A 22,008-nucleotide genomic window follows, 5' to 3' on the forward strand; every position below is an offset into this window, starting at 1 on the left:
GGGCGTGCGGACCGGCCACCACCCCACCCGTCACCCGAGCCAGCGGAGGAGCAACCATGACCACGATCCACCCCACCCGGCGACGCCTCGTCCTTCTCGCGACCGCGGGCGTGCTGGTCGCCGGCCTGCTCTCCGCCTGCGGAGGATCCGATGACGAGGGTCCCGTCGAAGCGGTGGCGCTGCCCGAGGCCGAGGGCTCGACCCAGTACCCGCTGACCCTGGACACGTGGCTCGGTGAGTCGACCCTCCAGGAGCGTCCCGAGCGGATCGCGGTGTTCGGATACTCCTCGAGCCTCGACGCGCTCGAGGCCATCGGCGTGACGCCCGTGTACTACGGAGGCCGCGACGCCAAGGCCGGCTACGAGTGGAACGACTCCGCCTACCTCGACGGCATCGGCGTCGCCGACGAGATCACCGACTTCGTGCTCGACTACGAGTCGATCGCCGCCACCGAGCCCGACCTGATCGTCGTGCCCGGCTTCCTGCAGGACACCGAGCAGTTCGACAAGCTCAGCGACATCGCTCCCGTCCTCGACCTGCCGGAGGACCCGGGCAACGGCGACCGGACCGACTGGCGGGCGTTGCAGCGACAGATCGGTGAGGCCCTCGACCTGAGCGAGGCCGCCGACGAGGCCGTCGCCGAGGCGGACGCACACATCGCCGAGGTCGCTGCAGCCCACCCCGAGTGGGCGGGCAAGACCGTCACGATCGGCTACGACTACGGCCCCGAGTACGGCATGTCGTACTACACGGTCGCCGGCGGACCGGCCGAGGGCCTGCTGCTCGACCTCGGCTTCGCGGCCAACCCGACGGCCACCAGCTTCGTCGAGTCCGACGCGATCTCCGAGGAGAACCAGGGCCTGCTCGACGCCGATGCCCTCGTGATGATCTACAACGACGAGGTCGGCCGCGAGGCTCGGGAGTCGCAGCCACTGTTCCAGGCCGTGCCCGCTGTCGCCGACGGTCGCTACGAGTCGCTCATCTACCCCGCAGGGGCTGCGACCGACCCGCTGATCACCTCGGACGGCGGCGAGGCAGCCAACGCCGTGTGGCCGTTGCGTCGCGGGGCCAGCGCCCTCTCCCTGCCGTGGACCGCCGACGCGCTCGCCGACGGCTGGCTCGCCGACATCCCGTTCTCCTGACCCCGCAGCCTCCACCGGCGCAAACGGCTTAGGCTGCCCTACGTTCCCGAGAACAGGACCTGATGACCGCCACCAGCACCCCCGCGACCGACCGGGCACCCGACGAGGTGCCCGCCCGGCCCGACGGATCGCTGTACCGGCGGCGCGCGCTGGGGCTGCTGGTGATCCTCGGACTGCTGGTCGTCTCGATCGCGCTGAGCCTCATGTACGGGGCGAACCCCTTGCCGCTCGACAGCGTGTGGCGCGGGTTCTGGGCGCACGACGACACCGAGGCGTCGATCATCGTGTGGACGTTGCGCATCCCGCGCACGCTCGTCGGCATCATCGTCGGGGCGGCATTCGGGGTCGCCGGCGCGCTGATCCAGGCGCTGACCCGCAACCCGCTGGCCGACCCGGGCATCCTCGGCGTCAACGCCGGCGCGGGCTTCGCGGTGACGCTCGGCGTCGGCATCTTCGGCATCTCCAGCGCGCAGGGCTACGTCTGGTTCGCGTTCCTCGGGGCTGCGATCGCCACGGTGCTGGTCTACGTCATCGGTGCGTCCGGCGGCGGGTCGGCCTCGCCGATCACGCTCGTGCTGGCCGGTGTCGCGCTCGCCGCGGTGCTCGGCGGCGTCGGCACGTTCCTGACCCTGATCGACCCCGAGACCTTCCAGCGCCTGCGACGGTGGGGCGTCGGCTCGATCGACGGCACCAACCTGACCGACACGTGGCAGGTGTTCCCGTTCCTGATCGCGGGTCTGCTGCTCGCGCTGGTCCTGTCCGGCGCGCTCAACTCGATCGCCCTCGGCGACGACCTCGCCGCCTCGCTCGGCACGAGCATCATGCGCACCCGGGTGCTCGGCATCGTCGCCGTGACGCTCCTCGCCGGCGGCGGCACCGCCTTGACCGGTGGCATCGGCTTCGTCGGTCTGATGGTGCCCCACATCGTGCGCTGGTTCACCGGGCCCGACCAGCGCTGGGTCATCGCCTACTCCGCGCTGGCCGCGCCGATCCTGGTGCTGCTGTCCGACGTGATCGGCCGCGTCATCGCCCGGCCTGGCGAGATCGAGGTCGGCATCGTCACGGCGGTGGTCGGTGCTCCCGTGCTGATCCTGCTGGTGCGTCGATCGAAGGCGAGCGGACTGTGAGCATCCTCCAGCGGCAGACCGGGACCAGCGTCGACTTCGGCTACGCGACCCGCAGCCTGCGCACGCGCTGGTTCTCCGCCCGGGTACCGGTGCGGATCCTCACGGTGTCGGCGATCCTGTTCGCGATCGCCCTCGGCAGCGGCGTCGTGGCCCTGCGCTTCGGCGACTACCCGCTGACGCTCGAGCAGGTCGTGCGCACGGTCACCGGTGGCGGCCAGAGCTTCCACCGCATGATCGTGCTCGAGTGGCGGCTGCCGATCATCGTCGCCGCGATCGTGTTCGGCGCCGTGCTCGGCATCGGCGGGGCGATCTTCCAGTCACTGACCCGCAACCCGCTCGGCTCCCCCGACGTCATCGGCTTCGACGCGGGCTCGTACACCGCGGTCGTCGTCGTGATGCTGCTGATGAACACCCGCGACTACTGGTCGCTGGCCTCCGCCGCGATCATCGGCGGCATCGCGACGGCCTTCGTGGTCTACGTGCTGTCGTACCGACGCGGGGTGCAGGGCTTCCGGCTGATCATCGTGGGCATCGGCGTCTCGGCAATGCTCGGCTCGATCAACAGCTACCTCATCACCCGCGCCGACATCGAGGACGCGCTCGCCGTGGGGTTCTGGGGAGCCGGCTCGGTCAGTCGTGTCACGTGGTCGAGCATGGTGCCGGCGCTCATGATCTTCGGCGTGATCTGCGCGTGCTCGGCCCTGCTCGCGCCCGCGCTGCGGAGGCTCGAGCTCGGCGACGACGCCGCGGTCACGCAGGGCACCCGCGTGGGCGCGACCCGGCTCGCCCTGATCGTCGTGGGTGTCTCCACGACGGCCCTCGTCACTGCCACGGCGGGGCCGCTCGGATTCATCGCCCTCGTGGCACCGCAGATCGCCCGACGCCTGACCCGCTCCCCCGGCGTCAGCCTGCTCTCGGCCGCCGCGATGGGCGCGGTGCTGCTCATGGGCGCCCAGCTGCTCTCGCTCGTGGTCGCCAGCTTCTACCGGCCGATCCCGGTGGGACTCATCACGGTCTGCGTCGGCGGCGTCTACCTCATCTGGCTGCTCGTCCGCGAGGCGCGCCGCCACCAGACCACCTCGATCGCGTGAGACGGGACGAGACATGACATCAGGAACCGAGAGCTCACGCCTGAGGGCCGACGGCGTCACGATCGGCTACGACAAGCGCACGATCTCGACCGACCTGACCGCCGAGATCCCCGACGGCTCGTTCACCGCGATCATCGGCCCCAACGCGTGCGGCAAGTCGACCCTGCTGCGCGCGCTGGCGCGCGTGCTCACCCCCACGACCGGGCAGGTCGTGCTCGACGGCGAGGCCATCCGCTCGTACAAGTCCAAGGAGGTCGCGCGCCGCCTCGGGCTCCTTCCCCAGACCTCGCTCGCCCCCGACGGCATCCGGGTCGCCGACCTGGTGGCCCGCGGCCGTGCGCCGTACCAGTCGCTGATCCAGCAGTGGCGTCCCGAGGACGAGACCGCCGTCCACGAGGCCATGGCCGCCACCCGCGTCGACGAGCTCTCCGGCCGCTACGTCGACGAGCTCTCCGGCGGCCAGCGCCAGCGCGTCTGGGTGGCCATGCTGCTGGCCCAGCAGACGCCGATCATGCTGCTCGACGAGCCCACGACCTTCCTCGACATCGCCCACCAGTACCAGCTGCTCGAGCTGCTCACGACGCTGCACGGCCAGGGGAAGACGCTCGTCGCCGTGCTGCACGACCTCAACCAGGCCGCCCGCTACGCCGACCACCTGATCGTCATGAAGGACGGTCGCATCGTCACGACCGGGGCGCCCGAGGACGTCATGACCGCGGAGCTCGTCGAAGAGGTCTTCGAGCTGCCGTGCCTCGTCTCGCCGGACCCCATCACCGGCACCCCGACGGTCTACCCGCTGCCGCCTGACCACGCGCGGGATCACGTGCTGACGTGAGTGGAGCCCCGACGTCGGCCTGGAACCCGCCGAAGCGGCTCCCGGTCTTCTTCGACGTCCCGGACACGCCGCCGAAGCCGCGCATCGCGATGCGCGGCGGCATGCGTCCGCTGCAGCTGGCGGTCGCGGTGATCCGCTCCGGCGGCTGGCTGGCGGGCGTCGGATGCCTGCTGCTGATCACCTACAACACCGCGTTCACGCTGGTGCCGCTGGCGCTCGGAGCCGCGATCGACCGCGGCATCGGCCCGGTCACCGAGGGAGCTGCGGCGAACGACGCGATCGGGACGTTCCTGGCGTGGGCCGCGGTGATCGCGGGCCTCTACGTCGTGATCAACCTGACCTACCGCTTCGGCGGCCGCATGGGCTGGCACTGCGTGCAGCGGGCCCAGTACGAGCTCTCGGCGCGGGTCGTCGAGCGCATCCTCGACGTCCGCGGGTCGGCCGGTCCGGCCCAGCTGCCCGGTCGCCTGCTGTCGGTCGCCACCTCCGACGCGTCCCGCACCTGCAGCGCGCTCTACTTCGCGATCTACCCGCTCGGCAGCGTCGTGGGCATCGTGGTCGCGACGGTCTCGCTGTTCGTCATCCACCCGCTGCTGGGAGGACTCGTGCTGGTGGGCGCACCCCTGTTGCTGGCCGTCATGACGGTGGCGTCGCGACCTCTCCGCACCCGCGCCCAGCGCGAGCAGGAGACCATCGCCGACGCCTCCGGCACGGCAGCCGACCTGATCGCGGGTCACCGCGTCATCGCCGGCATCCACGCTCAGGCCGCAGCCTCGGAGCACTACCGCCACGTCAGCCGATCGGCCCTGCGCGGCTCGCTCGCCGCCAACTCCGCCGAGGGCGCACTGGTGGGCACCAACGCGATGCTGACCGGGCTGTTCGCCGGACTGGTCACCGTGGTGGCCGCCCTGCTGACGTTCGACGGCGCGATCTCGGTGGGCGCCTTGATCGCCGCGGCCGGCCTGGCCCAGCTGCTCCTGCAGCCGTTGCGGCACCTCGTGGAGGAGGCCGCGACCTTGGGGGCCGTGGTGCTCGCCTCCGCCGGACGCGTGCTCGACCTGCTCGGCAGCGAGCCCAACCCGGCCGCGCTCGGCACGGCGGCGGTGCCCGCCTCACCCCGCCTCCGCCTCGTCTCGCCGCACCTCGACGCGCCGGTCGAGGTGGAGTCGGGCGACTTCGTCGTGATCGACCTTCCGTCCGCCCACGCCGACGCCCTGGTGGACACACTCGTGCTCACCTCCCGGGGTGAGGGAGACACCGAGGCCACCCTCGACGACCGTCCCCTTCACGAGCACGACCCCTCCTCGGTGCGCCGCACGATCCTCGTCGCGCCCCACCACGCGGACCTGCTGGAGCCGACGGTGCTCGCGAACGTGCACGCCGATCCCGCCCTCGCCCGAGCGGCGCTCCAGGTTGCGCGCTGCGAGAGCCTCGAGCACGAGCTGCCGCTCGGCTACGACACCCTCATCGGCGACGCCGGCCGGACGCTCTCGGGCGGCCAGCGTCAGCGCGTGGCGCTCGCGCGGGCGATCGCGCACGAGGCACCCGTGCTCGTGCTGCACGACCCAACGAGCTCGGTCGACGCGGTGACCGAGCACGACATCGCGGCACGGGTCCGCGCTGCGCGGCAAGGGTCGACCACGATCGTGATCACCTCGTCGCCCGCGTTCCACGCCGTGGCCGACCGCAGCATCGGGTCCGCCCACGGAGTGCGGTCGTGAGCAGGGCCGACGAGGGGCTCCTCCCCCGCCTTCCCGTCGCCGACCGCGCGCAGATGCGTGCCGAGGTCGGCAGGCTCGCGAGCGGTCGCGGGTGGTCGATCGCCGGCATCCTGGCGCTCCTGCTGCTGTCCGCCGCCAGCACGCTGGTGCTGCCGCTCACGATCGGCTGGATGGTCGACACCGTCACGACGAGCGACGGAAGCGGCGTCCCGGCTGTGTTCTGGTGGCAGCTCGGCGCCCTCGCTACCGCGGCGGTGGTCGGCGGCATCGTCGAGCTCTTCGGGGTCGTGGCGCTCGGCAGGCTCGTCGACACGATGGCAGCCGAGCTGCGCGAGAGGTTCGTGGCCTCGTCGCTGGACCTTCCCGAGGCCGAGGTGGAACGGGTCGGCGTGGGCGACGTCGTCACCCGCGCCGCCACCGACACCCGCGCCGTCGCCGACGACCTGCCCGGCATCCTGCCGACCATGGCGTGGGCCGGTTTCACGATCGTCCTCGTGCTGGCCGGCACGGCGGTCATCGACTGGCGCTTCACGATCGCGTTCGCGCTCGGGCTGCCGCTCTACGTCCGCGCACTGCGCTGGTACCTCCCCGCCGTGCCGCCGGTCTACGCCGCGCTGCGGTCGTCCGACAGCACGCGCGGCGAGCAGGTGCTCACGACGCTGAACGCATTGCCGACCGTGGCCGCCTTCCAGACCGGCCCGGCGCGTGTGGCCGGCGTGCAGGCCGCCACGTGGGAGGTCGCGCGCTGGGAGGTGCGCGCCCGCATCATGCAGAACCGCTTCTTCGGCCGCATCAACCTGGCCGAGGCCGTCGGGCTGCTGCTCGTGCTGGGGTGCGGCTTCGTGCTCGCCGACCGCTTCGGCACGACGCTCGGGCAGGTCACCGCAGCCTCGCTGCTGTTCCTCCAGGTCACCGGCCCTCTGCAGGCGCTGATGTTCGTCATGGACGACCTGCAGTCGGCGGCCGCCTCGTTCGCGCGGGTCGTGGGGGTCACGAGCTCGGGGTCCACCGCGACCACCCCCGCGTCCGCCTCGGCCCCTGCCACCAGAGCCGTGGTCGAGGTCGACGGGGTGGGCTTCGCGTACCGATCCGGCCACCCCGTGCTCCAGGACGTCTCCTTCAGCGTCGCTCCAGGCGAGCACGTGGCCGTTGTGGGCTCCACCGGGTCGGGCAAGACGACCCTCGCGCGACTGGTCGCCGGCGTGCGCGAGCCGACCAGCGGCAGCATCGCCACCGGGGTCGACCGGTCGCGCATCGCCTACCTCGACCAGGCGAGCCACGTGTTCGCCGGGACGCTACGCGACAACCTGAGGTTCGCCGCACCCGAGGCGTCCGACGCGACGTTGCACGACGCCCTGCGCACGGCCCGGGCCGACGGGGTGCTGGCCGCTCTGCCCGAGGGACTCGACTCCGCGCTGGGCGACGAGGGTCACCGCATCACCGGCGCCGACGCGCAGCTGCTGTCATTGGCCCGGCTGGTGCTGCACGACCCGGACCTCGCCATCCTCGACGAGGCCACCGCCGAGGCGGACTCCCGCACCGCGGGCCACCTCGCGGCCGCCACGGCCCAGGTGCTCGCCGGACGCACGGCGATTGTCATCGCGCACCGGCTCTCGCAGGCGAAGGCGTGCGACCGCGTCGTGGTGCTCGAGCAGGGACGCGTGCTCGAGGAAGGCAGCCACGACGACCTCCTCGCCGCGGGTGGCCGCTACGCCGAGCTCTGGCGCGTCTACAGCGGCACCTGACCCCGCACCGCACGGCGAGCAGGAAGTGCCTCTGACACACTGACGAGCAGTCGACGAAAAGGTGCACCATGCAGCAGGTCAAGGCCGTCATCGCCCGTTCGAAGGGGGCTCCTGTCGAGCTCGTGACGATCAACGTGCCCGACCCGGGACCGGGTGAGGCCGTGGTGCAGGTGCAGGCGTGCGGGGTGTGCCACACCGACCTCCACTACCGCGAGGGCGGCATCAACGACGAGTTCCCGTTCCTGCTGGGCCACGAGGCCGCTGGCGTCGTCGAGGCCGTCGGGCCCGACGTCACCGAGGTCGCCCCGGGCGACTTCGTGGTGCTGAACTGGCGCGCGGTCTGCGGTGACTGTCGCGCCTGCAACCGCGGTGAGCCGCAGTACTGCTTCGCGACGTTCAACGCGACGCAGAAGATGACGCTCGAGGACGGCACGGAGCTCTCCCCCGCCCTCGGCATCGGCGCGTTCGCCGAGAAGACCCTGGTCGCCGCCGGCCAGTGCACCAAGGTCGACCCGGCCGCCCGCGCCGCGGCTGTGGGCCTGCTGGGCTGCGGCGTCATGGCCGGCATCGGTGCCGCCATCAACACCGGCGGCGCCACGCGCGGCCGGTCCGTCGCCGTGATCGGCTGCGGTGGCGTGGGGGTGGCCGCGATCGCGGGTGCCGCGCTCTCCGGCGCGAGCCCGGTCATCGCGGTCGACATCGACGCCAAGAAGCTGGAGACCGCCCGCAAGCTCGGCGCGACCCACACGGTCGACTCCTCGAAGACCGACCCCGTCGAGGCGATCAAGGAGATCGCCGCCCAGACCTACCCGGGTGCCGAGGGAGCCGACATCGTCATCGAGGCCGTGGGCCGCCCCGAGACCTGGGAGCAGGCGTTCTACGCCCGCGACCTGGCCGGCACCGTGGTCCTGGTCGGCGTGCCGACCCCGGACATGAAGGTGCCGCAGCTGCCGCTGATCGACGTCTTCGGCCGCGGCGGATCGCTCAAGTCCAGCTGGTACGGCGACTGCCTGCCGAGCCGCGACTTCCCGATGCTCGTCGACCTGTACCAGCAGGGCCGCCTCGACCTCGACGCGTTCGTGACCGAGGAGATCGAGATCGACGCCGTCGAGGCCGCCTTCGAGCGGATGCACCACGGCGACGTGCTGCGATCGGTCGTGGTGCTCTGATGACCGCCCGCATCGACCACGCCGTCACGAGCGGCACGTTCAGCCTCGACGGCGAGACCCACGACGTCGACAACAACGTCTGGATCGTCGGCGACGACACCGAGTGCGTCGTCATCGACGCCCCGCACTCGGTCGACGCGATCCTCGCCGCGGTCGGCGAGCGCACGCTGACTGCGATCCTCTGCACGCACGCGCACGACGACCACGTGCGTGTGGCGCCCGAGCTGCGCGAGCGCACGGGCGCTCCGATCTACCTGCACCCCGACGACCGTCCGGTGTGGGAGCTCACCCACGGCGACGCGATCATCTGGGACCACGACCTCTCCGACGGGCTGTCGATCGAGGTCGCCGGCACGACCCTCATCCTGCTGCACACGCCGGGGCACGCGCCCGGTGCCGTGTGCCTGCACGCGCCGGAGCTCGGTGCCGTGTTCACGGGCGACACCCTGTTCAACGGCGGACCCGGCGCGACCGGTCGCTCGTTCAGCGACCGACCCACGATCGAGGCCTCGATCCGCGCGAAGCTGTTCGCGCTGCCCGACGAGACCGTCGTGCACACGGGCCACGGCGACGACACCACGATCGGCGCCGAGAAGGCCAACCTCGACGCCTGACCTCCGCCCGCCCCGCCCCTTGACGTGCGACGACTGAGGTCAGACCTGCTCGTCCTCGTCGGGGTCGTCCTGCTCGATCTCGGGGTCGACCACGGCACCGTCGTTGCGCTGCACCGGCTCCGGCTCGGACGGGTCGGACGAGAGGCGCACGGAGTCGGGCGTGGAGTCGACGGCCATCGCGTCCTCGACGGTCCAGTCCTTGGCGTCCTTCTGGTCCATCTTCTTGTCCTGGTTCTGATCCTGGGTGCTCATGTCCCCGGGGTACCCGTCGTGCCGTCGGTCACGCGCGGGCGAGCCGGTCGATCCTGCGGAGGGCGAGTGCCACGACCGGCGCATAGGCGGGCGCCCAGACCGGGGTGCCCATGCTGAGCCGCGTGCCGGCTCCCGAGGCCTCGACGGCGTGGCTCGTGGCGGGCACCCCGGCGACCTTCCACGACCAACGGCGGCCGGGCACGACGGTCGTCAGCTCGAACGGCAGGGGTGGCCCGAGCGGAGGCCACACTCGACCCGTCGCTCCTGCCACGAACTCGCCGTCGATCTCGGCTCGCCTGACCGTCGGACCCCAGAGCGGCCAGGCAGCGAGGTCGGTCAGCAGGTGCCACACCTGGTCGGGGTGCGCCGGGATCTCGCGGTGGAGGGTCAGCATCGGTCCAGCATCGTCGCGGCGGACCGTGCGCGCGCGACGAACCCCCGTCTCGAGGTGAGACGGGGGTTCGGCCGGAGGCACCGGGTCAGGCGTCGACCGACTCCTTCGTCCGCTCGCCCTCGGCGTACTGCCCCGACAGGTGCGGGCGGTGCAGGTTCTCGCCCTCGATGTCGACGTTCGGGATGATCCGGTCGAGCCACTTCGGCAGGTACCAGGCCTTGTCGCCCATCAGGTACATCAGCGCCGGAATCAACATCATCCGCACGATGAAGGCGTCGAAGATGACCGCCGCAGCGAGCGCGAAGCCCATCGACTGGATGATCGGCTCGTCCATGAAGATGAAGCCGGCGAACACCGCGGTCATGATCAGCGCCGCCGCCGTGACGACGCGGGCACTGTTGCGGAACCCGTCGACGACTGCCTCGCGCGGCGACGCGCCGTGCACGTACGCCTCACGGATGCGGGTCACCAGGAACACCTGGTAGTCCATCGCCAGGCCGAACACGACGCCGATCAGGAAGATCGGGATGAAGCTCACGATCGGCTGGCCCGGGAACAGCCCGAACAGACCCTCCTGGAACAGCGCGACCGTCGCGCCGAGCGTCGCCATGACCGAGAGCAGGAAGCCCAGCGTCGCGGTCAGCGGGACGAGCAGCGAGCGGAACACCATGACCAGCAGCAGGAACGCCAGGCCGATCACGATCGCGAGGTAGATCGGCAGGGCGTCCGCGAGCTTCTGCGACACGTCGGTGCCGATCGCGGTCATGCCCGTGACGCCGACGGTCGTGCCGGTCTCGGCCTCGATGTCGGCCTCGCCGTCGCGCAACGCCTGCAGCAGGTCCTCGGTGGCGGTGTCCTCGGCCGAGGACGACGGCTCGACGAGGATCATCGCGCCGTTCTCGTTGCTGGTGGCCACCATCGCGTTGGTCACGTCGTCCTGGCTGCCGGCCCACGCCGCGACAGCCTGGTAGGCGGCCTGCTGCTCCTCCGGCGAGGAGACGTCACGCGCGTCGACGACGACCAGCATCGGCGAGAGCCGGCCAGGGCCGAACGCCTCGGCGACCAGGTCGGAGGCCTCGCGCTGCGTGGTGCCCTCGGCAGCGGTGCTGTCGGACGGCAGCGCCAGGTGCATGTCCTTCGCCGGGATCGCGAGGGCTCCGAGCCCCACGACCACGATGATGACGGCGGCGATCGGCGCCTTGCCCAGGAACCGGGCCCAGCGCACGCCGTTGTTGACGATCCGGCCGTTCGCCTCACGCCGCGGGCGGTAGCGGCGGAAGGTGCCGCCGAAGGCCTTCGACTTCAACATGCCAAGCACGGCCGGCAGCAGGGTCAGGGCCACGAGGACCGCGACCGCGACGGTGACCGCCGCACCGATGCCCATCGCGGTCAGGAACGAGATGCCGACGACGCTCAGGGCGACGAGGGCGATGATCACGGTCAGGCCGGCGAACACGACGGCGGAGCCCGCGGTGCCGACGGCGACGCCGATGGCCTCCTCGCGGTCGTCGGTGTGGTCGAGCTCGCCGCGGAACCGCGCCAGGATGAACAGGGCGTAGTCGATGCCGACCGCGAGCCCGAGCATGCTGGCGAGCGCAGTGGTGCTGGAGGGCACCTCGGCGAACGCGGTCATCGCGGTGATGCCCGTGATGCCGATGCCGACGCCGATGCCGGCCGTGAGGATGGGCATGCCGGCCGCGACGAGCGAGCCGAAGGTCAGCGCGAGGATCACCAGCGCGAGCGCGATGCCGATGAGCTCCGACGAGGCGCCGTGCTGCTCGACGATCTGCATCGCCGGGCCCGAGACCTCGACCGTCAGGCCGGAGTCACGCGCGGTGTCCATGAGGTCGACGACCTCGTCCTGCATGTCGGAGGTGACGTCGAGCTGGGTCGGCTTGTCGAACGTGAAGGCGATCGTGCCGATGCGCCCGTCCTCCGACAGCGGCGTGGCCGAGGCGACCTGCGCCTCGGCGGCCTCGAGCGCGGCATCGCGGTCGAACGGCTGACCTGCAGCCGTCGCCTGGGCCTCGGCCTCGTCGACGCCTGTGGTCACCTGCGCCTGCAGGGCCGCTGCCGTCTCCACGGGTCCGACCACGCCCTGCGAGACGTCGTCGAGCGAGCCGAGGTCGGTCACGAGGGTGGTCACCGCGTCCGCGTACGGCTCGTCCGCGAGGGTCTCCCCCTCCGGCGCCGCGACCACGATGGTCGCCGACGGCGCGTCGACCGCGGCGGCCTCGGGGAAGAGCTCCTGCTGGAGCTCGGCGGTCTCGACGGACTCGACCCCGGGGATCGAGAACGTGTCGGACATCGGCTTGGACAGGGCGCCGGCAGCGGCGCCGAGGCCGACGAGGGCGACGACCCACGCGGCGAGGAAGATCGGCCAACGCCGGTAGGCGTTCTTGCCGAGTCGGTAGAGCAGGGTGGCCATGTCAGGGATCTCCTGGGTCGAGGTGGCTGGTGGTGGTCAGGAACGTGCTGGAACGGAAGGGGCCCCGCCGAGGAGGTCGGCGGCGCCCGTGAACACGCGGTCGAAGTGCTGGGCGAGGTCGAGGCTGCCGTCGGCGAGCGACTCGTCGAGAGCGACGTCGAGAAGGCTCACGGTCAGCCGGGTGACGATCTGGGCGGTCAGCGGAGCGACCGCCCCCTCACGCTGCTCGATGAGCCCCGAGAACATCGAGACGACGTCGACCAGGCGCTCGTGCACGGCGCCGTACAGGCGCGGGTCGCTGCGGATGAGCCGGCGGATGCGCGCGACCTCGGCTGCGTCGACGTCGTCGGCCGCGAGCGCGACGCAGAGCAGCTCCTTCACGTCGGTCATCAGGTGACCGGTGGGACCGCCCGAGAGGAAGTCGGCCAGGAGTGCCGGGTCGGGGTCCCCGTCGGCCACGCCAAGCACGGCGTCGACCTTGCTCGGGACGTAGTTGAACAGGGTGCGGCGCGAGACGTCGGCACACGCGGCGAGGTCGTCCATCGTGAAGCCGTCCAGGCCGTGCTCGATCGCGAGACGCTGGGCGCACTGCGAGATCGAGCGAGCCGTCCGGCGACGACGCGCAGCACTTGCACTCTCATCCATAGAGTGCAGTTTTGCACTATCGAAAGTAGAGTGCAATCGGCCGTGAGGGTGATCCTCCCCTCCGCCTTTCGGCGGAGTCAGGCCGCAGTGGTCGCCTCCGCCAGTCCCGACTCGGGGTCCGCGAGCAGGTCGAGCAGGATCGTCTGCACCACGTCGAGCACGTCGGCGTCCGGCGCGACGCTGGCCGCGAAGCCCGCCAGGTACAGCAGGTTCTTGAAGAACAGCACGAGCTCCTTCGGCATGCGGAACCCGTTGCGGGCCAGCACCTGCAGCAGCCGGCCCAGGGTGAGGCCGAGCTGGTCGAAGGTCACCGCCCCACGAGACCGGTCCTGCAGGAGGTCGAGCTCGACCTGCAGCTCGGCCACCAGGGCCTCGATCTCGGCGTCGTGCGCGATGGCGCCGAACGACTGCATCGCGCGGATCTGGCCCTCGGCGTCACTCATCGCCCAGGCCGTGAGGTACTCGACGAGTCCGGCGCGCTGCGCCGCGTCGAGTCGCCCGGCGATGCCGAAGTCGACGAGCGAGAACGAGCCCGTGTCCTCGTCGACCAGCACGTTGCCGGCGTGCAGGTCGCCGTGGAAGACACCGTGCTTCAGGGTCGCCTCGACGACACCCTTGATGCCCAGGTGGAGCAGGCGCTCGCCGTCGTGGTCGCGGGAGGGGTCGAGGCGCGCGTACGACACCCCGGGCAGCAGCTCCATCACGAGGACGCGCTCGGTCACCATGCCCGGCACCGGCCGCGGCGCGCGCATGTGATCGGCTCCGAGCGCCTCCAGCACGGCGGTCGAGTCGACGAGGTTGGCGGCCTCCAACCGGAAGTCGAGCTCCTCCAGCGCCAGCTGGGCGAACAGCTCCACGAAGCCGGGCAGGTTCGCGGAACGCGTCCCCTCGTGCAGCTTCTCGGCGGCCGCGGCCGTGAGCGCAAGGGTCTCGATGTCGGCCCGGAAGCGACGTCGCAGGCCGGGGCGGCGCACCTTCACCACGACCTCGGTGCCGTCGACCAGGCGTCCTCGGTGGACCTGGCCGATCGACCCGGTCGCGAGCGGCTCGTCATCGATCCACGCCAGCTGATCACGCACGTCGGCGAGCTCGCGGTCGACGACGCCGAGCACGACGTCGGTCGGCAGTGCCGGGGCCTCGTCGCGGCACCAGGCGAAGGCCTGGACCCACTCGTCGGGGAGCAGGCCGTCGGCCGTGGCGATGAACTGGCCGAGCTTGACGTAGGTGGGACCGCCGGCGCGCACGAGTCGCTGTGCGCGCTCCAGCGTGCCGGCGCTCGCGTTCGGCGGCTCGACCCGCAGGCCGACCGCCGCCGCGGCGGCACCGAGCAGCTGGAACGGCACGTCGGGGGCGGCGGTGGTGACCACGCGCCAGCCCATCGAGAGCAGCGATCCGATCGTGTCGGGCCACAGTCGCGGCGTGGCGAGGCGCTTCGCCTCGCGGCTCACGACGACGCGCTGGTCGGCGGCCTCGTGGTGCCACTGCAGGGCCTGCTGCGTCAGACCGGGGACGGCGGCGAGGCGCTCCGAGCCACGGATCAGGGCGTCGAGGTTCGGCAGCGGCGGCGGGATGCTCATGACATCGAGAGTGTCACATACCGACGGTATGGTGCGAGCCCTGCGCGGGGTGTGCGCCATCACGAGGCGCGCGCCACACCGCGGCCGGACTCCCCTTCGACGCGTCCTACGTCGCGATCGCGCGGCTGTGCCGGGTGCCCAACCTGCTGCTGGCGGTGCACCTGACCCGCCGAGACGTCGGGGCGCCGCGACGCGCGCGGAGCATGGCCGACCGGTCAGACGACGTCCTCCACGCGTAGGTCGAAAGCACTCACGAGAGCACGGGCCAGGTCACCCTCCTGCCGCTCCAGCAGCACGCCGACTCGACGGCCGAGATCGGTCGTCGACACCGTCTGGACGTTGTCGCACGAGATGACCCCTCCCTGCTCCAGGCCGTTGTCCGGCCCCACCGGCACCTCGGTGACCAACCCCCTCACGGTCGTCGTGATCGGCACCACGGTCACCGAGGTCATCGCTCGCGCGGCCGACTCCCGGGTCAGCACAACGGCGGGCCGAGTCTTGTCCAGACGAACCAGGTGGATCGGACGCATCAGTCGAGGATCGGGAAAGAGCGACGGCCGTCGTCGGACTCGGTCCACCTCACCGGCTCGGAGGCGCGGTAGATCTCCGCGTCCTGCTCCGCCTCCAGATGACGTCGGTACCGCCGGAGCGCCTTGGTCGCCACGGCAGCTCGAGATCCGGCGCCGTTCGCGACCTGGGCGTCGATCCAGGCCACGAGGTCGTCGGGAAGGCGGACGGCGATCTGCGTGCTCATGCGCACGACGGTACCGGTTTGGGATGCACTCGTCATCCGATCATCGTCTCCACGACGGTTCCTGTCGTCGACCGCCTGTCCACAGACTCACCGCTCCGTCCCACCCCTGTGGACGGCGATCCCCGCGACGGATCGAATCGGCCGAGACTGCCGGGCATGAGAATCCAGGACCGACCCATCCGCACGATCCACGACCTGACCCGTGTCTGGCGCTTCATCGACGGCGACCTCGGCTACGACGCTCCGCAGCTGTTCGCCCTGGTGGTCGACCGACGTGACCGCGTCATCCCGACCGTGATCCAGGTCTACGACACCGAGCACGACGGAGGCCTCGACCGTGACGTCATGGAGAAGTTCCTCGCGGCGCACGCCGAGGTGATCCGCACGGAGCATCCCGGAGGATCCCTCGCACTGATGCGGGCGCGCCCGGGTCAGTCCGCGCTCACTGATGACGACCGAGCCTGGTGCCGCATGACGCACGAGCTGCTGGTCGCCGCACCGTTCGCGAGCCGCCCCCTGTTCTTCGCCACCGACCGCTCCTGCGGCGTCGTCCCGCCGGACGCCCTGGCATCCGAGGTCGGGTGAGACTCGCCCCAGCGGGTACTCCCCCGGCATGAGCACCTCCGACATCGAGCGCCTCGTCGACCTGACCAAGGACTCCCGCTTCTGCATGCTGACCACCACCGACGCAGACGGCACGCTCGTCAGTCGTCCCATGGCGCGACAGGAGGTCGATCTCTCCGTCGACCTGTGGTTCATCGCGACCCGCGACTCCCGCAAGGTCGAGCACGTGCGGGCGAACCCCACGGTCGGGGTGACCGTCAGCAGCGAGACCTCCTGGGTCTCGCTCGCAGGAAAGGCATCGGTCGTCGACGACGTCGACAAGCTGCGCGAGCTGTGGAGCACGTTCGCCGAGGCCTGGATCCCGGAGGGCCCCGAGGACCCGAACGCGATCCTGCTCAAGGTCGACGTGGAGTCGGCCGAGTACTGGGACAACCCGGGCGGCCGGGTCGCCACCGCGATCAGCTTCGTGAAGTCGAAGATCACCGGCCAGCCGTACGACGGCGGGGACCACGCGAAGATCGACGACGTCTGAGGCTCAGGCCCGGTTGAGGTCGACGGCGCGGCGGACCAGCTCGACGAAGGCCTCCTCGTCGAGGGCGTCCGGGGCGGGGATGTCGACCGCCCGCCGCGTGCCGGCGTCCAGGCTGGCGTTGAAGACGCCCGACGGGTCGTCGACCGAGGCGCCCTTCGCGAACGTCACCTTGACCTTGTCCTTGTAGGTCTCGACGGTGCACACCAGACCCTCAAGGGAGAAGGTCGGCACGCCGTCAGGGTTCGAGGGCTTGCGCCACTTGACCTCCTCGACCACCTCGGGCGCCGCCTGCACGATCAGGGTCCGCAGTCGGTCGATGAGTTCACCGCGCCAGTCATCGCTCACATCGGGAGACTAGACCCGTTGGGCCGTCGGTTCCAGAGGTTGGCGACGCGCCGCGAGCAGCACCGCGAGCGGGATCAGCACGTGGATCCCCAGCACCGACGCGAGCAGGACGGCGTCGCCCGTCGACCAGCCGCCGAGGTTCAGGACGTGGAACCCGAAATGGGTGGCCGCGTAGACGACGTTCCCCGCCAACGCGGCGCACACCAGGTGGTACTCGAGGAACACCGCGGCGAACACGATCACCACCGCGAGGGCCAGGCCCAGCCCTCCGACGTCGCGCATCAGGTGCTCGTTGAACGGAGTGTCGTTGTCCACGGTCGGGACGTCGTCGTAGAACGACCGCGGCAGCACGAACTGCCAGAGGCCGACGAGCACCTGGTACGAGGCGAGGTACACGAGTCCGGCGCGGACCCAGTCCTTCGAGGTCATGAGGTCTCCGATGTCGAGGCTCGCCGGTGGCGGGCGGTGGACGATGCGAAGACACGACGACACAGGCGGCCGGAGTGTGAGGTCGGACGGGAGCCGGCCGACTAGGGCTTCGCGCTGCCCGCGACCTCGTCCGCCACGGTCGTGCTGACGTCGGGGCCGGTGCTGTAGGCCAGCACCTCCTCGGACTCGACGTGCTGCTTCTCGTCCGCTCGCGGCGCGGTGCGGGCAGCGACATCGGCAGGCGTCGCTGCGGGCGTCGACTTCTTCGCGGGCGCCTTCGCGGCCGGAGCCTTCTTAGCTGCCGGCTTCTTCGCCGGAGCAGCCTTGGTCACGGGTGCAGCCTTCGTCACGGGTGCCGCCGCTGCCGGAGCCTCCCGCGGAGGAGCCGGGTTGGGCGCCGGCACCGGGGAGTCGCCGCCGGTGCCGTCATCGCCGGTGCCACCGGAACGGACCCGACCGATCACCGCGGTCGCCGTGCTGACACCCACGCTCACGACACCCTGAGCAGCGCGCTGCGCGAGTCGGACGGGGAGGGACAGGACCGAGCTGATCATCTGACGACCTTTCGGGGCGGGAGGTGAGTGCGATCAGGGGTACCCGATCCCCCGTGCGCCACGCAGGGCGAGCGTGTGCGGTTCTTCACGCCCCCAACAGGGTCAGACGACGTTGCCCACGAATGGCAGCACCAGCTGGCACGGCACCGGCCGCGGGTGAGCCGGATCGAGAGCGTTGAGCACCAGCGCCGCCGCGACCGGGTCGGCCACGATCTGGAAGTGCTCGCTCAGGTCGAGACCGCAGAAGTCCTGCACCACGAAGTTCGTCATGCCCGGCTCGATACCGCTGGTGTACGGGATCACGAGCTCGTCGTACCGCGTGACGATGTTCGTGTACGTGATGCCCGGGACGGCAGGACCGCCGCCGGACCGCATCTTCTCGATGAACGGCGAGCCGGCGAGCAGCTGCGGACCCGAGGCGAAGAACGGCTGGAGCGCGGCGTTCAGGACAGGCGTCAGCCCGAACGGGGTGCCGATGAGGCTCAACGTGCCGAGACCGGCCAGGTCGGTGCCGTGCCAGAGCGGCGCGATCGAGACGTACTTGTCGATCTTGCCCGCCCCGTCGAGGAACTTCGCGTAGTAGTTCGGCATCAGGGTGCCCTCGGAGTGGCCCAGGATGTCGACCTTCGCCGCACCCGTGGCCGCCAGCACCTCGTCGACGAAGACCGAGAGCTGCGCCGCGCTGGCCTCGATGGGTCCGAGTCCGCCAAAGACCTGGTTGTACGGCGCGGGGGCGAGCGTCGACTGGCCGTACGTCAGGGCGAAGACGCAGTAGCCCTCGTTGGCGAGCAGCGGCGCGTACGTCTGCCAGTTGGTGGCCTTGTTGCCCGTCAGACCGTGCACCAGCACGACCGGCGTCGGGTGCTCGGGCGACGGCTGGCAGTCCCAGTCGTTGGCGCCCGGCGGATCGGCATCGATGCCGAGGCCGGCGATGACCGCCGGCAGCAGGAAGGAGTACGGCACCGGCAGCGGCGGGTTCGGCGCCGCCTGCGCGGGGGCCGTCGTCACCCCCGCGACCAGGGCGGTCAGGGCCAGGACGGCGCCTGCCAGACGAGGAGTGCGCATGAGGGACCTCCGGGGTCGTGACGGTAACCCGAAGTTACCTCAGTCACACCGGATCGGCTCGCCTCACGCCGGGGCGGTGGCTGCCGCCAGCTCCGGCACCAGCTCGTCGATCGCCCAGAGCAACGCGTTCGGACCGCTGTAGGACAGCGCACCCGTGAGCGTCGACTCCCACGTGGCGTACATCGTGCGCCCCTCCTGCACGACGGCGAGACGCGAGAACACCGGCGACTCGAGCATCTCCTCCTGCGTCGCACCCAGCACGAACAGCACGTCCTGGTCGAGCACGTCGAGCCGCTCCTCACTGACGTCGCCGACCGCGTCCTGCGCCGCGAAGCCCAGCAGGTCGAACACGGTGCGCCGCGGATCCCCCGCGCCGATCGCGTAGTGGCCGCCGTCCTCCGGGCCGTAGTCCATCGTGAGCACCTGCCCGGCGAACTCGGGGTGCGCCTGGGCCACCTCGGCGACCTTGGCGTCGACCTCCGCGATCAACGCCTCCGCCTCGGCGCCCTTGCCGAGCGCCTGCGCCGTGAGCCGCAGCTGCTCGTCCCAGGGCGTCTCCTCGTCCTCGAACTCGGCCGACTGCACCACGGTGGGGGCGATGTCCGAGAGACGGTCGTACGTCTTCTGGTCGATCGAGTCGTAGATCGCGAAGATCACGTCGGGCTCCTGCGCGGCCACGTCCTCGAAGTTGACGTCGTCGCCGGCGAGCACGGGGATCTCCTCCCCGCCGGTGACCTCGGTGACCCACGGATAGTCGCTGTACTCCTCGAACCAGTCTCGCGTCGCCACCGGGACGACCCCCAGGGCCAGCACGAAGTCCTGGTCGTTGTAGCCCACCGTCACGACGCGCTCGGCGTCCTCGGGGACCTGGGTCGTGCCGAACTTGTGCTCCACGGCGATGGTCGGTCCGGTGGGGCCCTCGTCGCTCGAACCGCAGGCGGTCAGCACGGCGAGCACGAGGCCCGTCACAAGTGGCAGGGCGACGCGACGCTTCACGACATCTCCTTCAGCCACGCGGCACGGCACCGCTTAGGCGAGCCTCACCATACTCGATTCACGTCAGCTGTTCGAAGAGGGAGACCACGATCCCCTCGGGCCCCCGGACGTAGGCCATCCGCACGCTCCCCTCGTACTCGCCGACACCACCGACCAGCCCGTAGCCGTCGGCGGCGACGGCCTCGACGGCCGCGTCCAGGTCGCCGACCTCGAACGAGACGTTGCGCAGCCCCACCTCGGTCGCCATGGCCTCCGGCGGGCCGTCGACGTGGTCGGGCGACACGAAGCTCGAGAGCTCGAGACGCGGACCCCCACCCGGCATGGCCAGCATCGCGATCCGGCAGTGCGCGCCGGGGATGGCACAGACCGTCTCGACGAACTCCCCCTGCACCTCCCCCGTGCCCTCGACCTCCAGGCCCAGCCCCACGAAGAACGCCGTGGCGGCCTCCAGGTCGCGCACCGTGATGCCGATGTGGTCGAAGCGCCGCACGTGAGTCATGCGCCCATCATGACGAGAGACTCGGACATCGAAAGACCGGGACAACGAAAGACCGGGACCTCAGTTCTCACTGAGATCCCGGTCTGATTGGTAGCGGGGACAGGATTTGAACCTGTGACCTCTGGGTTATGAGCCCAGCGAGCTACCGAGCTGCTCCACCCCGCGTCGCTCGCTCTACTTTACAGACGGGTGACGGCAGAGCCAAATCGGGGTGGTCCCGATACGGTCACTGGTGTGATCTCCGGACGGTACGAGCTCGAGGACAAGATCGGCCAGGGCGGGATGGGCGCCGTGTGGCGCGCCACCGACACCCTGCTCGGTCGCACGGTGGCGCTCAAGCGGCTGGGAGGTGTCGGAACCGCGGACGGTCCGGACCAGCGGCGCGCCCAGCGGGAGGCACTGCTCGCCGCCCAGCTGAACCACGGCAACATCGTGTCGGTCCACGACCTCGTGACCGACGACGAGGGCTGGTCGTGGCTCGTCATGGAGCACGTCCCCGGCATCTCACTCTCCCAGGCCATCGCCCAGGGGTCGCTGCAGACCGAGGGCATCGCGCGCATCGGCCAGCAGGTCGCCGAGGCGCTCGCCACCGCCCACGCCGCCGGCATCGCGCACCGCGACGTCAAGCCCTCCAACATCCTCCTGACCCAGGACGGCACCGCCAAGCTCTCCGACTTCGGCATCGCGCGTGGCGAGAACGACGACGCCCTCACGCGCACCGGCGAGATCACCGGCTCCCCCGCCTACCTGCCGCCGGAGGTCGCCCGAGGGGCGAACGGCGGCGCACCGGGCGACATGTGGTCGCTCGGAGCGACCCTGTTCCACGCCGCCACCGGCCGCACGCCCTACGCCGGTGACGGCAGTGGCGTGGCCACGCTGTTCCGCATCGTCAACGACCCGCCGCCCCGCCTCACCGACCGCGGTGGCCTGAACGACGTGGTCGCGCAGCTCATGACCGTCGACCCGGCAGCGCGGCCCACGGCGACCACCGTCGCCGTCGCGCTCGGCGTGCTCGCCGGAGATTCCCGCGACGAGGCCACGCAGTCGACCCAGGCGATCGGCCCGGTGGCCGCCGCACTCACCCCGGCGGCCGAGGCGACCTCGGTCATCGCCGCGGCGCCCGGCCCTGTCCCGGCCGCGGCACCCGCGCCGGGGCCCGATCCCGAGGAGCCGGAGGAGCGCCGCCGGAACCTGCTGCCGTGGATCGTCGTCGGCGTGCTCGTGGCCGTGCTGCTGCTCGTCGCGGTCTTCGCGATCGGCAGCAACCGCGACGACGACTCCGACGAGCCCGACCCGACCCCGCCGGCCACCACCAGCGAGCCCACCGAGACACCCTCGGAGACCCCCACGCCGTCCCGTACGCCGTCGGAGACCCCGAGCCCCACCCCGACGCCCACGCCGACCCCGACTCCCACCCCGACGCCGACGCCGACCCCGAGCCCGACGCCGAGCCCGACCGCGACCACACCGTCGGTACCCACACCCTCGGTCCCGTTGCCGGCTCCCGCGCCCTGATCCCGCCGACTCGTC

At 71.2% G+C, this 22,008-nt stretch carries 24 protein-coding genes and 1 tRNA gene; 11 read left to right on the forward strand and 14 right to left on the reverse strand.

Annotated features, from left to right (window positions below; translation table 11 throughout):
• Positions 1-56: 56 nt before the first annotated feature.
• The 8 genes from LO931_RS02335 to LO931_RS02370 all read left to right on the forward strand — a co-directional run bounded on the left by LO931_RS02335 (position 57) and on the right by LO931_RS02370 (position 9,444).
• The gene (locus LO931_RS02335) at positions 57-1,142 is read left to right on the forward strand and encodes an ABC transporter substrate-binding protein (RefSeq protein ID WP_229051601.1); all 1,086 of its coding nucleotides are present in this window, start codon (positions 57-59) and stop codon (positions 1,140-1,142) included.
• 62 nt (positions 1,143-1,204) lie between these two features.
• Positions 1,205-2,269, forward strand: a complete 1,065-nt coding sequence (locus LO931_RS02340) for an iron ABC transporter permease (protein ID WP_229051602.1) — start codon at positions 1,205-1,207, stop codon at positions 2,267-2,269.
• Positions 2,266-3,360, forward strand: a complete 1,095-nt coding sequence (locus LO931_RS02345; protein ID WP_229051603.1) for an iron chelate uptake ABC transporter family permease subunit — start codon at positions 2,266-2,268, stop codon at positions 3,358-3,360. The genes LO931_RS02340 and LO931_RS02345 overlap by 4 nt, the downstream gene beginning before the upstream one ends.
• 13 nt (positions 3,361-3,373) lie before the next feature.
• A complete protein-coding gene (locus LO931_RS02350; protein ID WP_229051604.1) occupies positions 3,374-4,195 on the forward strand; it encodes an ABC transporter ATP-binding protein in 822 nt (273 codons plus the stop codon).
• Positions 4,192-5,916: an ABC transporter ATP-binding protein gene (locus LO931_RS02355; protein ID WP_229051605.1), complete on the forward strand. Its 1,725-nt coding sequence runs from the start codon at positions 4,192-4,194 to the stop codon at positions 5,914-5,916. The genes LO931_RS02350 and LO931_RS02355 overlap by 4 nt, the downstream gene beginning before the upstream one ends.
• A complete protein-coding gene (locus LO931_RS02360) occupies positions 5,913-7,661 on the forward strand; it encodes an ABC transporter ATP-binding protein (RefSeq protein WP_229051607.1) in 1,749 nt (582 codons plus the stop codon). Before LO931_RS02355 ends, LO931_RS02360 begins: the two co-directional genes overlap by 4 nt.
• Before the next feature lie 68 nt (positions 7,662-7,729).
• Complete coding sequence (locus LO931_RS02365) at positions 7,730-8,830, forward strand: S-(hydroxymethyl)mycothiol dehydrogenase (protein WP_229051608.1); 1,101 nt, start codon at positions 7,730-7,732, stop codon at positions 8,828-8,830.
• Positions 8,830-9,444: an MBL fold metallo-hydrolase gene (locus LO931_RS02370; RefSeq protein WP_229051609.1), complete on the forward strand. Its 615-nt coding sequence runs from the start codon at positions 8,830-8,832 to the stop codon at positions 9,442-9,444. The genes LO931_RS02365 and LO931_RS02370 overlap by 1 nt, the downstream gene beginning before the upstream one ends.
• 39 nt (positions 9,445-9,483) lie before the next feature.
• Here the strand turns inward: LO931_RS02370 and LO931_RS02375 are convergent, their stop codons facing one another.
• The 7 genes from LO931_RS02375 to LO931_RS02405 form a co-directional block, all read right to left on the reverse strand.
• The gene (locus tag LO931_RS02375) at positions 9,484-9,696 is read right to left on the reverse strand and encodes a hypothetical protein (protein WP_229051610.1); all 213 of its coding nucleotides are present in this window, start codon (positions 9,694-9,696) and stop codon (positions 9,484-9,486) included.
• A 28-nt stretch (positions 9,697-9,724) separates the two neighbouring features.
• A complete protein-coding gene (locus LO931_RS02380; RefSeq protein ID WP_229051612.1) occupies positions 9,725-10,090 on the reverse strand; it encodes an SRPBCC family protein in 366 nt (121 codons plus the stop codon).
• Between the two features lie 85 nt (positions 10,091-10,175).
• Positions 10,176-12,518 (reverse strand): MMPL family transporter, encoded by a 2,343-nt coding sequence (locus LO931_RS02385; RefSeq protein WP_229051613.1) that lies wholly within the window; start codon positions 12,516-12,518, stop codon positions 10,176-10,178.
• 36 nt (positions 12,519-12,554) lie between these two features.
• The gene (locus LO931_RS02390) at positions 12,555-13,163 is read right to left on the reverse strand and encodes a TetR/AcrR family transcriptional regulator (RefSeq protein WP_229051615.1); all 609 of its coding nucleotides are present in this window, start codon (positions 13,161-13,163) and stop codon (positions 12,555-12,557) included.
• 77 nt (positions 13,164-13,240) lie between these two features.
• On the reverse strand, positions 13,241-14,740 hold the full coding sequence (locus LO931_RS02395; RefSeq protein WP_229051616.1) for an AarF/ABC1/UbiB kinase family protein: 1,500 nt from the start codon (positions 14,738-14,740) through the stop codon (positions 13,241-13,243).
• Between the two features lie 215 nt (positions 14,741-14,955).
• Positions 14,956-15,270 carry a type II toxin-antitoxin system PemK/MazF family toxin gene (locus LO931_RS02400; RefSeq protein ID WP_229051617.1) on the reverse strand — a complete coding sequence of 105 codons (315 nt, stop codon included), beginning with the start codon at positions 15,268-15,270 and terminating at the stop codon, positions 14,956-14,958.
• The gene (locus LO931_RS02405) at positions 15,270-15,494 is read right to left on the reverse strand and encodes a hypothetical protein (RefSeq protein WP_304523488.1); all 225 of its coding nucleotides are present in this window, start codon (positions 15,492-15,494) and stop codon (positions 15,270-15,272) included. Before LO931_RS02405 ends, LO931_RS02400 begins: the two co-directional genes overlap by 1 nt.
• A gap of 156 nt (positions 15,495-15,650) precedes the next feature.
• Here LO931_RS02405 and LO931_RS02410 point away from each other — a divergent pair, with 156 nt between their 5' ends.
• Together LO931_RS02410 and LO931_RS02415 are read left to right on the forward strand one after the other, a co-directional pair.
• Complete coding sequence (locus LO931_RS02410; RefSeq protein ID WP_229051618.1) at positions 15,651-16,079, forward strand: hypothetical protein; 429 nt, start codon at positions 15,651-15,653, stop codon at positions 16,077-16,079.
• Between the two features lie 28 nt (positions 16,080-16,107).
• Positions 16,108-16,590 (forward strand): pyridoxamine 5'-phosphate oxidase family protein, encoded by a 483-nt coding sequence (locus LO931_RS02415; protein WP_229051619.1) that lies wholly within the window; start codon positions 16,108-16,110, stop codon positions 16,588-16,590.
• A gap of 3 nt (positions 16,591-16,593) precedes the next feature.
• On the opposite strand, the gene LO931_RS02420 is transcribed toward LO931_RS02415, so the two are convergent.
• From LO931_RS02420 to LO931_RS02450, 7 genes are all read right to left on the reverse strand, one after another.
• Positions 16,594-16,935, reverse strand: coding sequence for a DUF1801 domain-containing protein (locus tag LO931_RS02420; RefSeq protein WP_229051620.1), 342 nt, complete (start codon positions 16,933-16,935; stop codon positions 16,594-16,596).
• A 9-nt stretch (positions 16,936-16,944) separates the two neighbouring features.
• Positions 16,945-17,364, reverse strand: coding sequence for a hypothetical protein (locus LO931_RS02425; RefSeq protein ID WP_229051621.1), 420 nt, complete (start codon positions 17,362-17,364; stop codon positions 16,945-16,947).
• Positions 17,365-17,465: 101 nt separating this feature from the next.
• The gene (locus tag LO931_RS02430; protein ID WP_229051622.1) at positions 17,466-17,918 is read right to left on the reverse strand and encodes a hypothetical protein; all 453 of its coding nucleotides are present in this window, start codon (positions 17,916-17,918) and stop codon (positions 17,466-17,468) included.
• A gap of 102 nt (positions 17,919-18,020) precedes the next feature.
• A complete protein-coding gene (locus LO931_RS02435) occupies positions 18,021-18,983 on the reverse strand; it encodes a triacylglycerol lipase (RefSeq protein WP_229051623.1) in 963 nt (320 codons plus the stop codon).
• A gap of 63 nt (positions 18,984-19,046) precedes the next feature.
• Positions 19,047-19,979: an ABC transporter substrate-binding protein gene (locus LO931_RS02440; protein ID WP_229051624.1), complete on the reverse strand. Its 933-nt coding sequence runs from the start codon at positions 19,977-19,979 to the stop codon at positions 19,047-19,049.
• 58 nt (positions 19,980-20,037) lie between these two features.
• Positions 20,038-20,478, reverse strand: a complete 441-nt coding sequence (locus LO931_RS02445) for a VOC family protein (protein WP_229051625.1) — start codon at positions 20,476-20,478, stop codon at positions 20,038-20,040.
• Between the two features lie 88 nt (positions 20,479-20,566).
• Positions 20,567-20,643, reverse strand: a tRNA-Met gene (locus tag LO931_RS02450).
• A 69-nt stretch (positions 20,644-20,712) separates the two neighbouring features.
• Here LO931_RS02450 and LO931_RS02455 point away from each other — a divergent pair.
• Positions 20,713-21,993, forward strand: coding sequence for a serine/threonine-protein kinase (locus tag LO931_RS02455; protein ID WP_229051626.1), 1,281 nt, complete (start codon positions 20,713-20,715; stop codon positions 21,991-21,993).
• The last annotated feature ends 15 nt before the right edge of the window (positions 21,994-22,008 follow it).

The organism is Aeromicrobium sp. Leaf350 (genome assembly GCF_916858655.1).
Classification (GTDB): Bacteria; Actinomycetota; Actinomycetes; order Propionibacteriales; family Nocardioidaceae; genus Aeromicrobium.

Bases quoted from the DNA above. Each gene is read 5' to 3' on its own strand.
- LO931_RS02335 (WP_229051601.1), top strand. From the start codon at position 57: ATGACCACGATCCACCCCACCCGGCGACGCCTCGTCCTTCTCGCGACC.
- LO931_RS02340 (WP_229051602.1), top strand. From the start codon at position 1,205: ATGACCGCCACCAGCACCCCCGCGACCGACCGGGCACCCGACGAGGTG.
- LO931_RS02350 (WP_229051604.1), top strand. From the start codon at position 3,374: ATGACATCAGGAACCGAGAGCTCACGCCTGAGGGCCGACGGCGTCACG.
- LO931_RS02365 (WP_229051608.1), top strand. From the start codon at position 7,730: ATGCAGCAGGTCAAGGCCGTCATCGCCCGTTCGAAGGGGGCTCCTGTC.
- LO931_RS02370 (WP_229051609.1), top strand. From the start codon at position 8,830: ATGACCGCCCGCATCGACCACGCCGTCACGAGCGGCACGTTCAGCCTC.
- LO931_RS02375 (WP_229051610.1), bottom strand. From the start codon at position 9,696: ATGAGCACCCAGGATCAGAACCAGGACAAGAAGATGGACCAGAAGGAC.
- LO931_RS02380 (WP_229051612.1), bottom strand. From the start codon at position 10,090: ATGCTGACCCTCCACCGCGAGATCCCGGCGCACCCCGACCAGGTGTGG.
- LO931_RS02385 (WP_229051613.1), bottom strand. From the start codon at position 12,518: ATGGCCACCCTGCTCTACCGACTCGGCAAGAACGCCTACCGGCGTTGG.
- LO931_RS02390 (WP_229051615.1), bottom strand. From the start codon at position 13,163: ATGGATGAGAGTGCAAGTGCTGCGCGTCGTCGCCGGACGGCTCGCTCG.
- LO931_RS02395 (WP_229051616.1), bottom strand. From the start codon at position 14,740: ATGAGCATCCCGCCGCCGCTGCCGAACCTCGACGCCCTGATCCGTGGC.
- LO931_RS02400 (WP_229051617.1), bottom strand. From the start codon at position 15,270: ATGCGTCCGATCCACCTGGTTCGTCTGGACAAGACTCGGCCCGCCGTT.
- LO931_RS02405 (WP_304523488.1), bottom strand. From the start codon at position 15,494: ATGAGCACGCAGATCGCCGTCCGCCTTCCCGACGACCTCGTGGCCTGG.
- LO931_RS02410 (WP_229051618.1), top strand. From the start codon at position 15,651: ATGAGAATCCAGGACCGACCCATCCGCACGATCCACGACCTGACCCGT.
- LO931_RS02415 (WP_229051619.1), top strand. From the start codon at position 16,108: ATGAGCACCTCCGACATCGAGCGCCTCGTCGACCTGACCAAGGACTCC.
- LO931_RS02425 (WP_229051621.1), bottom strand. From the start codon at position 17,364: ATGACCTCGAAGGACTGGGTCCGCGCCGGACTCGTGTACCTCGCCTCG.
- LO931_RS02430 (WP_229051622.1), bottom strand. From the start codon at position 17,918: ATGATCAGCTCGGTCCTGTCCCTCCCCGTCCGACTCGCGCAGCGCGCT.
- LO931_RS02435 (WP_229051623.1), bottom strand. From the start codon at position 18,983: ATGCGCACTCCTCGTCTGGCAGGCGCCGTCCTGGCCCTGACCGCCCTG.
- LO931_RS02445 (WP_229051625.1), bottom strand. From the start codon at position 20,478: ATGACTCACGTGCGGCGCTTCGACCACATCGGCATCACGGTGCGCGAC.